At 39.7% G+C, this 15,140-nt stretch carries 7 protein-coding genes; 2 read left to right on the top strand and 5 right to left on the bottom strand.

The genetic code is table 11. The features are described from left to right. Positions 1-19: 19 nt before the first annotated feature. Positions 20-3,577 (bottom strand): protein kinase, encoded by a 3,558-nt coding sequence (locus WDA22_04370; protein ID MFA5832696.1) that lies wholly within the window; start codon positions 3,575-3,577, stop codon positions 20-22. Between the two features lie 335 nt (positions 3,578-3,912). Here WDA22_04370 and WDA22_04365 point away from each other — a divergent pair, with 335 nt between their 5' ends. Continuing rightward, positions 3,913-6,732 carry an insulinase family protein gene (locus WDA22_04365; protein ID MFA5832695.1) on the top strand — a complete coding sequence of 940 codons (2,820 nt, stop codon included), beginning with the start codon at positions 3,913-3,915 and terminating at the stop codon, positions 6,730-6,732. A 74-nt stretch (positions 6,733-6,806) separates the two neighbouring features. Beyond that, on the top strand, positions 6,807-7,217 hold the full coding sequence (locus tag WDA22_04360) for a heavy metal-associated domain-containing protein (GenBank protein ID MFA5832694.1): 411 nt from the start codon (positions 6,807-6,809) through the stop codon (positions 7,215-7,217). A gap of 181 nt (positions 7,218-7,398) precedes the next feature. Here the strand turns inward: WDA22_04360 and WDA22_04355 are convergent, their stop codons facing one another. The 4 genes from WDA22_04355 to WDA22_04340 form a co-directional block, all read right to left on the bottom strand. Further along, a complete protein-coding gene (locus WDA22_04355) occupies positions 7,399-8,958 on the bottom strand; it encodes a T9SS type A sorting domain-containing protein (protein ID MFA5832693.1) in 1,560 nt (519 codons plus the stop codon). 89 nt (positions 8,959-9,047) lie between these two features. Continuing rightward, positions 9,048-11,117, bottom strand: a complete 2,070-nt coding sequence (locus WDA22_04350; protein ID MFA5832692.1) for a YCF48-related protein — start codon at positions 11,115-11,117, stop codon at positions 9,048-9,050. A 121-nt stretch (positions 11,118-11,238) separates the two neighbouring features. Continuing rightward, positions 11,239-11,889, bottom strand: coding sequence for a response regulator transcription factor (locus tag WDA22_04345; protein ID MFA5832691.1), 651 nt, complete (start codon positions 11,887-11,889; stop codon positions 11,239-11,241). A gap of 37 nt (positions 11,890-11,926) precedes the next feature. Further along, complete coding sequence (locus WDA22_04340) at positions 11,927-15,136, bottom strand: two-component regulator propeller domain-containing protein (GenBank protein ID MFA5832690.1); 3,210 nt, start codon at positions 15,134-15,136, stop codon at positions 11,927-11,929. Positions 15,137-15,140: the final 4 nt, after the last annotated feature.

Below are 15,140 nucleotides of genomic sequence, written 5' to 3'. Positions count from 1 at the left end.
AACAATAATGAATGATGAATTACAAATGTTGAATTTTAGTTTTTACTTCATCGGTTGTGGCGAACCGATCGTTCATATCTTTTGCCAGACATTTCGCAACAATCTCATCCCATCCACCCGGAAGACCATCCCTCAGATGTGACGGAGATGGCGGAACCGTATTGAAGATAGAATGAATCAGAGCAATCTCATTCTCCCCTTTGAATGGTAATTCTTTCGTCAGCAATTCATACATGACCACGCCCAAAGAGAAGATATCGGTTCGCCGGTCTACATTCAAACTGGTCACTTGTTCCGGCGCTACGTATCCAAGCGTTCCCAACACAGTGCCGAGCGATGTCATTGTTGTTACCAATGGCGATTTAGATAATCCAAAGTCCATAATACGAAGATTTCCGTCAGCACCGAGCATTAAATTTCCTGTTTTCAGATCGCGGTGAATAATATCGTTTCCATGCACTTCCGATAATCCATCGCATACTTGAAGAAGATATCGCTTGATCTCATGGATCGAAAGTGGATGTTCTTTCTCCAATCGTTCGCGCAACGTTCCCCCGTTAAGATATTCCATTGCAATATATCCTCGTTCGCTCGATTCGCCAATTTCAAATACTTTAACAATGTTCGGATGATTGAACGATGCAAGCATATGCCCTTCGGCAGAGAGTCGGCGTCGGTTTTCTGGATCCTTCAACAATTCGGGATTCAATACTTTTAAAGCAACAATCTGTTTGGTATTCGTATCGATTGCTTTATAAACCTTTCCCATCCCACCTGAACCGAGAAGTTCCATTAGTCTATAATGAGAGATAAATGATGCTTCACGTTTTTTCAGGATTGAATGTCCGAGGAATAAAAAGATGACGGAAATTCCGGAAGTGCCAAGAAACGCAATAGTTGTTGAGGCAATTTCGGATTCATACACACTGATATGCACCAATATCAAAAACAAGATCACAACGCTTACAACGAAATACCATCTGGACATAATTTTTTGTGCCCCGATTTTCCTACCAATAATAAATATGATCCATAAAACAACGCCGAGTGAGATGCATTTTTGGATAATTGATGAAAGTGATAGTAAGGAAAGATTTCGTTGAATCGATTTTCTCCAATCAATCAACCGTCCGGTAACGAAATTTGATTCTGAAAAAGTGACGATAACACCGGAAGACACTTCCGCACTTTCTTGAATATTACCAGATGGGAATATTATTTTAATAGAATATTTCTCATCCGGCATTACACCAAAATGAATCTGGTTAACATTTTGAGTAGTTAATTGATTCCCCCCGCTTCCGACAACTCTTGATTGAATTTCTCCTTTAGTATTTCGCAAAACAATTTTTGCGCCGATTGAGGAGCGGTTCGATTCATCACCAACAATTTTTATTTTAATATAATTTTTCTCGTTCAAATTATTTCGAAACAATACTGCCCGATCTCCTTTACCAAGCGAAGCGCGTGAACTTCCGATAAACATATCCAGATCTCCGTCATCATCAATATCCGAAAGCGATGGTGTACCGACAAACTGGATACCAACGCGTTCCGAAACTTCCGAAAATGTGAACTGGGGAGAATTCAGAAAAAGTTTCGATCCGGCAAAGATGTCAACCCATCCGTCATTGTTCACATCTCCTGTTCCTACAATTCCATTTATCGGTTCCGGATGATTTATCAATTGCGTAAATCCTGCCTGTTGTGAAACATCCTTAAAAGATCCGTTTCCATAATTAGTCCATACCATTGGTGGAATTTTTTGACTATGGATGAACAAATCAATATTTCCATCATTATTAAAATCGGAGAGGGCAATCGCCGTCGGAGAAAGATCGGTTTGTGAGTAAAATAGAGAGTCATCCTTCTCCGAAAACCTCATTCCACCGTTGTTCAAAAAAAGACTGAAGAATTTTGTTTTGCTGCTGACATAATATGGAATAAAAATATCGGTCAGTCGATCGTTATTAAAATCTCCAAATACTGCTCCATAGGATGCATGGTTGAGCACCTTGTTAATTCCTGTTTCCGTTGTAACGACAGAGAATGTTCCTGAACCGTCACCGAGAAATATCTGATCCGGAAGATCGTAATTGGAAATATACAAATCGAGATTCCCGTCATTATTCAAGTCGACAAATTTTGCACTGTTGGGTACAAGAGGATTTATCTCAGCAAAGTTCAACATGGAACGCTCGGAGAAATCTCGAAAACCCCCTGCCGTTGTACCGAGATAAAATTTGAAATTTCGATTGTCAACCAATTGAAGAATATCGTCTTCTCCGTCGTTATTTACATCACCAACCGCCATTGTCATTGCATCGCGTGGTGCTGCAAGAAGATTTGTTTCAGAAGTAACATCCGAAAAGAGATCCGAACCGTTATTTTCATACAAAAGGCTCGTTCCACCATCGTTCGCCACCAGCAGATCGGGAAAATACTGATTACTGCGAAAAAAGAAATGAGCAAGTTTCCCAGCCCGACGAAGACCTGCCTGATTCGTAATATCTGTAAAAGAAAATCCCAGCGATTGAGACGTGGTATAAATTCCCTGGTTCCCAATCACCCACAAATGGAATTTGCCTGCCGAATCTTTCACAACTGAAATATCTGAGAACAAATCATCGTAATTTTTTATTGACTCGTCCTGTCTCCAAGAACTGCCATCATACGATAACAACGTGGAATTATTTCCAACGATCCAAGCACGCTGCTCATCAAGAGTAAAAACAGAGAACAATTGTTCACGAATATCGATCGAAACTTTTTGCCATTGATAATTTCTGCAAATCAAAATCGTCCCGCTATTTCCAACTGCCCATCCTGTGGAATCGTTCACCATCGATATTTTTTGTAACGTCTGGTTTGTTGGAGACTCAATTTTTTCCCAGCGTGTATTATCATATCGAATAATGACTCCATTTCTTCCCACAGCCCATCCGCTGTTTTTTGATGTCATGACAACATCGTTTAGGTCCCCATCATATGCCGTTGTTCGATTGGGATTGATAAGGGGACTTTCCACTTCTTTCCATTTCCCTCCGTCATAATGAAGGATGTGTCCCTGTTGTCCAACCATCCATGCTGTCCCATCAGAATAACGATGAATTCCTTTGAACATGACATAATCAATATCATCCCACATTATTTTTGGAATTGGTACTTCTTTGCGAACTCCATGCAGAAATGTTGATTGAATAGGTTGGTAAGCACCCTCATGTGTGCGATGATTCACTGTCCAAACATCGATAGAATCAGATCCTGCAATTAAAGGATAGTCAGAATACGGATATTCATAAAACGGTAACCATTGTCCCTTGTGAAATCGATATACCTTCCCTTTCACTTCTTTCCCCATTCCGCGGGAGATTGCAATACCATCGTCTGGGGAAAACATAATGATCCGGGCGCCGAGATCGACCGTTGCTTGCCGATACCATGTAGTTATTTCGGATGGATATGGTCTCTCGTTATTTGTTTTTGAAGTGCAAGAAAAAGCCCCAAAAACAAGTGCCGCACAGATTAATCTGATAATGGAAGTATTTATTGATGAGAATTCTCTAGCAATGTTCATTGAATAAAATTTACAGAATCTTGGACCGATAATCTATATAACAGTCCCTTAATTTGGATTTCCTAAACCACTGAAGTAACTATCCAAAATTCACCTTTGCTGAGCATTAAAAACCAATTCTTTCAATATACCAGATTCACGGTATTGCTGTTGTCGACTTATAAAGGTAGACTTTGGACAATTATTTTTTCGATTTCTCTCATACATACAATTATATCCCTTCTTGCTTTATTCACAGGATTACGAAGAATGAATTTAATTGAATCTGGAATACAAATAGATTAACTTCTCAACCATTGCTGACCAAATCTCTCAAACATCTGAAAGGCATTCCTATGAACACCCTCCTACGTCACAGTACTATTTCGATATTGCTTCTTCTTCTTTGGGGCATTTCTTCAGCGCAATCCCAACATGTTTTCAGCACAACAGATACGTTGGGTATTTCACCTCAAATACTTGTCGGGACGCTTTCCAATGGTATGCACTATTATATCCGTGAAAATAAGAAGCCGGAAAAACGAATGGAACTACGCCTTGCTGTGAAGGCAGGGTCTGTATTAGAGGATGACGATCAACAAGGTCTCGCACATTTTGTGGAGCATATGGCTTTCAACGGAACGGCCAGTTTCCCAAAAATGGATCTTATTAATTTTCTGGAAAGAACTGGAGTCCGTTTTGGTCCTCACTTGAATGCCTATACCAGTTTTGACCAAACGGTATACATGATCCAAGTCCCAACAGATTCAATTACCGTCGTAAAAAAATCAATGAAAATACTTGAAGAGTGGGCACACGCTCTTACATTTGACGATGGTGAAATCGATAAAGAACGGGGTGTTGTCGGTGAAGAATGGAGACTGGGACGCGGAGCATTTGAACGAGTGAACAATAAACATAATCCTACAATTTTTTATAATTCTCAATATGCAAAAAGACTTCCCATCGGAAAGAAAGAAGTCCTTGATACTGCTCACTATGATGCATTGAAACGATTTTATCAAACATGGTATCGTCCGAATCTTATGGCTGTTGTTGCTGTGGGCGACTTTGACAAATTTGAAATGGAGAAAATGATCAAAGAGCAATTTTCTGTATTGACAAACCCCGCTAATGAACGTACACGAACGGAATACACTCTTCCGAATCATTCCGAACCGGTTGTCTCCATTGCGGCAGACAAAGAACTTCCGTTTGCTTCGGTGAATATTTATTTCAAACGAAAAAGAGATGCGGAAATTATTGTCAGCGATTATAAAAAATATATCCTCGATCAACTATACGATGGAATGTTGAACGCACGCCTCCAAGAGCGGCTGCAGAAACCAAACCCTCCGTTTGTTTTCGGTAATGCAGGGAATTTCAAATTTATCGGAGGTGCACAAGCATATGGCCTTTTTGCAAACGTAAAAGAAAATGAAATTCTTCGCGGCATTGAAGCATTGGTCACTGAAGCATATCGAGTAAAACAATTTGGATTTACACAATCCGAGCTTGACCGCCAAAAAATGCAAAGTGTCAGGACGATTGAACAATCGTTCCGGGAACGTGAAAAGACAGAATCTCGAAGCCATGCTGATGAATACCTTCGTCATTTTTTACAGCAGGAACTGATCCCGGGTATCGAAGTGGAATTTGAACTTTACAAACAGTTCGTTCCGGGAATAACTCTTGCAGAAATAAATGCTCTCACCAGTGAACGGATCACCGATAACAATCGTGTTATTACCGTATCAGTTCCGGAAAAAGAAGGAGTCGCTGCTCCGAAAATGGAAGAAGTGCTCAATGTATTACGTGACGTAAGCACAAAAACTTTAGAACCGTATGTAGATGCAGTCAGTTCAAAGCCGCTTCTTGGTACCGCTCCAAAACCGGGTAAAGTTGTGAAACAAAAAGAAATTAAAGATTTAGGAGCATGGGAATGGTCACTGTCGAACGGTGCAAAAGTAGTTGTGAAATCGACCGACTTTAAGAATGATGAAATTTTATTCTCAGCGTTCAGTCCGGGTGGTCACTCTCTCGTGTCCGATAAAGATTTTATGTCCGGAGTGATGTCGTCGCAACTTGCGCTGTTGAGCGGCATCGGAGAATTTGACGCAGTGTCGATCCAAAAAATGCTTACCGGTAAAATTGTCCGTGTCCTACCCTCCATTTCGGAATTGTCAGAAGGATTCAACGGAAGCGCAGCTCCGCAGGATATTGAGACAATGTTCCAACTTATCTATTTAAGTTTCACCTCGCCCCGTCTGGACACCAATGCTGCCGGTGCGTTTCTTTCGCGAATGAAATCCTATTTACAGAATATGAATGTCTCACCGGAAAAAACATTCCAAGATTCTCTTCAGGTGACGTTGACTCAGCATCATTACCGTGCCCGTCCACAACAACCGGAATTGTTGGATGAAGTGAATCTTGTCCGTGCATATACCATTTACAAAGAACGATTTGCGGATGCCAGCGACTTCACATTCATTTTTGTCGGCAACATAAAACCAGATTCATTAAAACCACTTATTGAAAAATATCTTGCCAGTCTTCCTTCAACAAAACGAAAAGAGAATTGGAAAGATGTGGGAATGAAAGCTCCAAAGGGGATCGTCACAAAAGAGGTGATTAAGGGAATTGAACCAAAAAGCTCTGTGGTATTAACATTTACTGGACCATTCGTGTGGAATGATCAAAACAGATTCGAATTTAATGCCATGATCGAAGTATTAAGGATAAAACTTCGTGAAGTCCTTCGAGAAGACAAAGGGGGCGTTTATGGTGTAGGCGTTTCAGGTTCACCCTCACTCTATCCACGAAAGGAATATTCAGTCCGTATCGGTTTTGGCTGCAATCCTGAACGAGTTGATGAATTAGTCACCGCAGTGATGCAACAAATTGACACTTTAAAATTGAAACCCACAGATCCTCTGTACGTTGACAAAGTAAAGGAATTGCAACGCCGGGATCGTGAAGTAAACCTGAAAGAAAATAATTATTGGATGAATGTTTTCCGTGGAGCCTATACAAACAGCGAGGATCCCAGATCAATGTTAAAAATACCGCAGCAGATCGATAAATTATCTGCCGTTTCTATTCAACATTCCGCCAAAACATATTTTGACATGAAGAATATTGTAAAGATAGTTCTGAAACCGGAAAAAAAATAGACATCGACATTGAATCATGGGAACTTATCTGGTATCTTTCAACGTTAGGTTCATACACCAATTAAAGGAATATCATGAAAAAATATATCGTACTGATCACCGTTGTATTTGCTCTTTCGGTTTTTGCAAAGGATAAAACAAAAACCATCTCCCTTTCTATCTCAGGAATGACTTGCCAATCGTGCGCTAGCACAGTTGAAAAAGCATTAAAAGGAGTAAGCGGGGTTACCAAAGCAAAAGTTGATTTGAACGACAAAAAGGCAACTGTAACGTACGCCAGCGCTAAGACATCCACTTCTTCGTTAATTAAAGCTGTTGTTGATGCGGGATTTGATGCACATGAAGGAAAAGCAGGGTCAAAAACCGAATTGAAAAAACAGTCGAAATCGGATGGTGAGGAATGCGAAGATGACTGCTGTGGTGACGAGGGCGACAGTCATTCAAAATCCATGAAGACAAAAAAGTCAGAAACAAAAAAATCATGACAATTATAGATTTTCCAAATCTTGGAGATTTGGAAAATCTGTTGGGAATAAAAAACGCCGTTGAACCTCCCCAGGTCAACGGCGTTTCTGTTTTGTCATTCAATCGCCTTCATATATGAACGACAATATTACTTTGGCTTACATTTTATCGATACTATTTTTGAAGCAACCATTCGCAATATTATTTCAGCAAAGTCATTATTTTCATTTCCACAAATTTTCCAATTTGTAATCGGTAGAAATACACTCCGCTTGCTAAGCCTGTTCCGTTGAATGACGTTTTATAAGACCCGATATTCATTTGCTCATGCACGAGTGTGGCGGCTTCCCTACCTAAAACATCATACACTTTTAATGTGACAAATCCATTCTGTGGAATTTGAAATTCAATAGTTGTCGTGGGATTGAACGGATTAGGATAATTTTGTTTGAGCGTGAATATGTCGGGTGTTTGTCCAACGAATACTTCGACAGATTGTGAATATTCATATTTTCCATCACGATCGATTTGTTTCAAACGATACGAATATTTTCCTGTTGAAATAGTTCGATCGGTATATGAATATTCTTTAGGAGAATGAGATGTTCCCGCCCCGCTAGTAAAACCAATGTTGGTCCACGAGTTATTGATATGCCGCTCAATTTCAAAACCATAATTATTGATTTCCGTTGCCGTTTTCCAATAAAGTATATTTGTATTACCGACAGTGCGGACATCAAAAGAAACAAGTTCAACGGGAAGAATCGTTGATACTGTCCTACGCCAAACACCGTTGTTTTTTGTTCCTGCAAACAAATAATTTCCAAACTTAAAAAGAGAATTTACATCATATTTATTAAGATTGTTCGTATTAATATCAATCCAAGTAGTTCCTTTATTGTTTGTGCTTCGAACTCCACCTGCATATTTTGCATCAGATCCAACACACACAACAGTGTCAACGACTTCCCAACATCGTGGATCTGCATTTGTATTTGTTCCAATACCAGTCAAGGCAATCCAGGAACTTCCATCATCATCTGAGCGATACATTTTACCAGTTCCACCCGAGCCTACTTGAAACATTCCTACATATATTTGTGTCGTGCCGGATTTTGCCCAAATTGTTTGAGCAAAGGAATCGGCTGCAGCAAATCCAGTATTTATTGCTGCCCAATTTTCACCGTAATCGGTTGACTTATAAACGCCTTTTCCGTTTAAAGCAGCATAAAGGTTTGTTCCTTTCGTACTGATGAATCGTATTTTGGCACTTGCAGGCAATCCGGTACTTTTTACACTCCATCCATTCGTGATTGTACTTTCACTTGTAACATCTAATCGAAAAATACCGGAACCTTCCGTCCCGGCAAAGATGAAATCACCAAGTGCATAGAGAGAATTACAATTTAAAAGAGTTAAACCGGTATTAAGAGAATTCCAATTTTGACCATTATCGGTGGATCGATAAACACCATTGCTCCAGACGCTTGCAACTGTGCTTGAGGAAAAATTTGTAATTGATTTGACATCAGAATTCGCCGGTAAGCCAGTATTCAATGCCGACCAATTATTACCGTTATCTGTTGAACCATAAATTCCAGCAGAAGATGTGCCGGCAAGAAGAATACTTCTCCCCGCTAATACGTTTATGGTCACATTTTGAGCTAACCCCGCTCCCAATGAATCCCACTGCGCCATAACAAAACTATGAAATAAAATATTACAGGCTAGCATAAACGAGACATAGTGTAACTTTTTCATTGTGTTTTCCTTATGACTACAACGATATATCATTGAATCCATTGAAATATCATATTATGTTTTTATCTATCTATCTTTAAACTTTAAAATTATTTTATAAGCATCATTCGTTTTGTTTCAATGGTGTTGCCTGCCTGTAATCTGTAGAAATACATTCCGTTAGATAATTTCGGTGCCTCAAAATTTATTGAATAATTTCCTGCTGCAAGTTCTTCGTTTACCAACAGGGCAATTTCTTTTCCTAACACATCATATATTTTCAATATCACATGACTGTTCATTGGTAACTGATAATTTATCACTGTGCTTGGATTGAACGGATTGGGATAGTTTTGTGAAAGAGAAAATTTTTGAGGAATGGTTCTTTTGGAAATATTCTTCACTTCCGTTAAACCTCCGGCATTATTTGTTCGTGCAATAAGACCGGAATACCCAGCCGCATAACCAACAGTTGGTGAAACAAAATACAATGCATTCACGTCACCGGCACCGGACTTTTTTGTCCATGTTGTTCCTCCATCCGTGGTTCCGTAAAACCACGAATTTTGACTGCAGGCAAATCCGATAGTGGAATTTACAAATTGAATATCTCTTAAATTTTCGATACCAATGGATACAGAACTCCAGGTACTGCCACCATCGGTTGTTTTTTGGGCCGCTGAACTTCCAAACGTAATCCAACCAGTATTCTCATCAATCATCCATAATGATGTAATACTGGTTGCAAAAGGTGCTAATTTATTTACCCACGTTTTTCCACCATCGGTGGTTTTATACACTCCTCCCTTGTCATCTGTTGTATAACCTGTTGATGCATTCACCATCCATATTTCTGTCATTGCTCGCGATGTACCTACCAATGATTTTGTCCAAGTCGATCCCCCATCGGTCGTACTGACAACATATCCGCTATCCACAGCAATCCAAACGTTATTGGCATCCACCATTGAAACAGCATAATGAGTTTTATTTACTCCGGTAGAAAAACCAGTCCAACTTAATCCTCCATTATTCGTCTTCCAAGCTGAATTCAATCCTCCCTGGGAATTTCCCACAACCCAGCCATTTTGACTGTCAACAAAACGGAATTCATATGCTGAGAAACCGATAAATGTCTTAAGCTTATTCCAAACAGTCCCTCCATTTGTTGTTTTTAAGAATTCTGTATTGGTGATAACCCAGCCCGTATCCGCATTGAAGAATTGCACGTCAGCGCAGGAATTAGTTGTTTGCGAAGAGTTTTTTTTCGTCCATGTCACCCCGCCGTCCGATGTTGTGGCGACCAAACCTCCATTTCCAACAATCCATCCAACGGTCGATGAAATAAATTGATGTCCTGCCGCACCACTCGGGGGATTTCCAACAGCTGTCCACGTGGTTCCACCATTCGTAGTCTTACTCAAACTTGATCCGCGCAGCCAGCCATTGTTGACATCAATAAAACTAAATTTTCCACTATTTGATCCGGCCACTGTTTTAACACCCCACGTTTTTCCACCATCTGTAGTCGCATAGAGTCCAAGTTCAGATGCCGCCACTCCCGATGTTGAATCCTTAAAATAGATATCTGTCAAATATTGACCTGCACCGGTAAGCGTCTGCCCCCATGTCGTTCCGCCATCGGTTGACTTCCAAATGGAACCATCTTTAAAATGACCGATCCAAATATATTGTGGATTAAGTGCAAACATAGAACTGATTCCGGATTTTGTACTCACTGTTGTTGAATTCCACGTTGTTCCGCCATTTGTTGTTTTCAAAAAGTAAAGTGTATTGCCATAACTGCCCCCCACATAGATAGAATCCGGACTAAATATTTTTATGGAATTATAAAACGCCGATATTGTCGGAGTAATTTTTGTCCACGTCTCTCCACCATCCGTGGTTTTGTGTATGTCGCTACCCAAAATAAAGCCGAGAGTGGCATTAAAAAATTGGATCGTAAAATTATATTGTGTTGAGGTTGGGATATTTTTCCAAGTCACACCGCCGTCTGTCGTCTTTATGACAGTATAATTTCCAACAGTAATTGCGGTTGTTTGATTAAAGGCATGGATAGAACCCAACGATACTGCTGTTGGATACGGATGTTGTGTTTGCCATCCAGTCTGAGCAAATAACGAAGTGAAAAAAAATACAACCAGTACATATAGTTTCATGGTTTCCCCTATGAGTAAGTATAAATTTTACGGACTATTTATCAATAAATTAACGTCAGGAGGAGTAAGCATCAATAACGCATATGTGTCATTTTGCGTCAGAGAATCTATGGGAAGATGTTTATTTCAGCAAGCCTTGTTTGATTGCTTTAGAGACAGCTTCACTGCGGGAGTGGACATGAAGTTTTTCGTAGATGTTGCGGATATGGTTTCGAACGGTTTCTGGTGAAATGAAAATTTTCTCTGCAATCTGTTTATAGTTATATCCTTGAACAAGCAGTCCCAATACTTCTTGTTCTCGTGTTGAAATATTTTCGGTGGTTGCATCCTTTATCTCTGCGCGAGTTTTGAACGCTTCCAGTACCCTTCGCGCAACAAACGGTGTCATGGACGTTCCACCATTCATGGTCTCGACTATGGCATCAAGAATCTTATGCCCCGGGGTTTGTTTTAATAAATATCCGTCGGCGCCGGCAAAAATTGCTTGCATAATCTTTTCATCATCGGTAAAATTGGTCAGCATAATTATGCGAAGCGGATTTGCACGCTTCTTCAATTCTGCAACTCCCTCAATCCCGGAGCGCTGCGGAAGTCCGATATCCATCAGTACAACATCCGCCTCTGGCATATGCTCCAACGCATCATTGACATTTTCAAAGACGTCAGTAAGGACAAATCCTTTTGCCGATTCTATCACTTCACTGACTATTTCTCTGTAAGAAGGATGGTCTTCGACTAGAACGACACGAATATTTTTTCTTTTCTGTGGCATAATCTGTTTGTTAATATGTCGCTGAGTCTTCGCAGAATCAATGACGCAACTGCGCTATTTTTACTTTCACGGAGATACTTGTCCCTTTATTTTTTTTCGATTCAACAGTGAATTCTGCGCCGATAGTTTTAGCTCTTGTTTCCATATTCAGCAGTCCATTGCCGCCGACCGTATTCTTTTTTATGCTTTCTCCACCCATTCCTTTCCCATTGTCACGAATGGTTAGATAAAAGAACTCCTGCTCATACCAAGAGATCAATTCTATAGACGAGGCATTTGAATGTTTGATTATATTGTTCACCGCCTCTTTAAAGATAAGATAAACGTTTTTACGTATTTCTTCTGAGATCATGATATTTGGGGGAATAATACAAAATGCCAGATGACATTGTAAGGAATGGTCAGCACACCATTGAGCGGCAAGATCGCCAATTCTATCAACAAGATTATTTAAAGTATCATGTTGCGGCGATAAAGACCATACAACTTCTTCCATCGCTTGTTTTGCATCAGAAGAAAGAGTAGAAATTTTTTCGACTGCATCTACAAGATCACTACGTTTTTTTCTCGATCGATGATGTACCATTTCGGCATAGAGAGAAATACTACTAATTGTCGTGGCAACATCGTCGTGCAAATCGCGTGCAATTTGTTCACGGGTCCGTTGGCGTTCCTCAAGAATCGCCTTCTGCTGTTGTAATTCAACAATACTTCGTTGAAATTTTCGTTTCGAAGTATACCAAACACCACCAATGATCAAACTAACAAAAAGAAATACTGAAGCTCCTCGAAATAACACTGTTCCCCACCATGGTGGTAAGATACGAATGTTGATCGATGTTCCTGTTTCATTCCAGATTCCATCATTATTCGTTCCTTTCACTTGAAAAACATATTCACCCGGATCAAGATTGGCAAAACTAGCATATCTACGAACATCGGTATAAGTCCATTGGTCGGTAATACCGAGTAGACGATACGCGTAACGGTTCTTTTGCGGGGATTCAAAACACAACGAAGCAAATTCAAATGATAAATAGTTTTCATTATACGGCAGTACGATTGTGTTGTGTTCAAGAAGTTCATTTCGCGGTTTTTCAAATATCCTAAAATCCGTAATGGCTATGTGCGGAACAATCGTATTTTCTTCAATCTGCGATGGATAAAATTCAACAAATCCAGAAACTCCTCCAAAAAACATTTTTCCCGTTTGGTGGAGATAAAATGCATTTTGATTAAACTCGTTCGAGGGTAGTCCATCTTGATGAGTGTAGTTATAAAAGGTTTCCGTACGCACTTCAAATTTAGAAATTCCCTTATTGCTGCTCATCCATAAATCCCCATACAAATCCGGCAAAACACAATATAGATTATTGTTGATTAAGCCCTCCTTTTCTTGATAATGGGTGTAAGAACTTTTTCCATCGATTTCTTCGATCTTATCCAGTCCACCTCCATATGTGGCAGCCCATAATGTATGATTGGGATCTTCATACGCATGCATCACAATCGAATTGCTGAGCGATTGAGTATTCCCTTTGCTGTATTGATAGTGGCGGACAAACATTCGTTTTTGTGTATCATATCGAAATATTCCCCTCCCATTAGTGCATACGATAATTGAGTGAGCTGTACTACCTTTGACAAGATGAAGCACTGGAAATATTTTTGACAATGAAGTATCGAACGGGATTGGTTCAAAGCGTTCGTATGTTTTGCCGATCGATTTAAAAAATCCATCACTTGAACCGATCCATAAGGTACTATCCATCTCGAGGAAGGAATAGATGCGCCAATGATAGATTGATGACGTCGGTTGAATATTTTTATACTCAAACTGTTTCAAACGTGTATTCCACACATACAATCCATCCCGAGTACCTGCCAATAATTTTCCTTCATTATCCTTAAAGAGTGAATAAATTGTTGTTTTAGGAATATTAAAATATTTTCCCAATACGGTATAGGTATTCTGTGTTCTTCCTAAAAGAAATACTCCTTCGCGGGTTCCAATCCATAATGTATCCTCCCCGGATTGAAGCAATGTAATTATTTCCCCGTTTGTCAATGATGGGATCTTTTGTTGCGTGGAGCCAAATGAAACAAACTTTTTCCTTTGAGGAATAGATTTATTCAACCCGGAAGAAGTTCCAACCCAAATAACTCCTGATTGATCTTTTCGAAATGAGAGTAATGAAACTGCATTCAGGCTTTTACTATTGATCGGATCGTGTCGAAACTCTTCGTATTCTTGAATTACTATTTTTGAACGAGAAACCTGAGCATATTTTTTGACATGCATTAATTTTTCGTACGATGTAAACCATAACGAACTATCCCGATCGAGGTGGCTTTGATGTACATTATATTCACAGCGAAGAAATGAATTTTTGTAGGTGGGTTCTAAATAATTTTTCCCCACAGGATCAAAAACCACTACTTTATCGTTCGAAGAAACACACCAAAATTTCCCTTGCGTATCCCGAATTGGTTCAAAAACACCAAATTGTTTCCCGTTGGTATCGGTATAGGGATACCGCTCAACTGTATTAAAACGAAGATGATATCGAAGTAAACCATCCAGAGACCCCATCCACAAGATGTCATCAGATTCAATGAGTATTCCATGAATGGTCAATTTATTACCCAAAGAAGTGTTGACGCTTGGAAGAACATAGTTTGTGAATTGTTCACTTGTTGTATCATAGATTCCAAAACCGTCATTGGAACCAACGAATATTTTTCCATCGTTTCGTTGCACCATTGAATAAATATTCAACGACGGCATCGAAAATTGATCTAAAGAATCGGGTAGGAATTGTTTCACCTCACCAGTGCGCGGATGAAATCGATTCAATCCAAGCTGCGTCATTGCCCAGAGAAAACCTGACGAATCGTAGAACAAAGCGCGGACATTGTTGTTTGATAGTGTTGTTGAATCGTTTGGATCACTCCGATACGTAACAAAATTGTATCCGTCATACCGAACAAGGCCATCCCATGTCGCCAGCCATAAGAAACCCTCTTTATCCTGCACAATGTCACTGACTGTGCTCTGAGGTAGACCATCGCTTAATCCCAATCGTTGAAATTGAAGTTGTTGCGGCGTAATGAATTGAAAGAGAAAAAAAATGAGGATTACTGTTTTCTGCATACAAAGAATATACAAGGAGTGAAGGAATACAGCAACATCGGTGAATGCAATGGTCGTTGCATTCTCTATTGGTATCGTTTGTTTTTTGAGCAATCTC

The sequence above is a fragment of the Bacteroidota bacterium genome (assembly GCA_041658205.1).
In the GTDB taxonomy this organism is placed as follows: Bacteria; Bacteroidota; Ignavibacteria; order UBA10030; family UBA8401; genus UBA8401.
The sequence above is the reverse complement of the archived record's forward strand: the minus strand, read 5'-3'. Positions and strand labels throughout refer to the sequence as shown.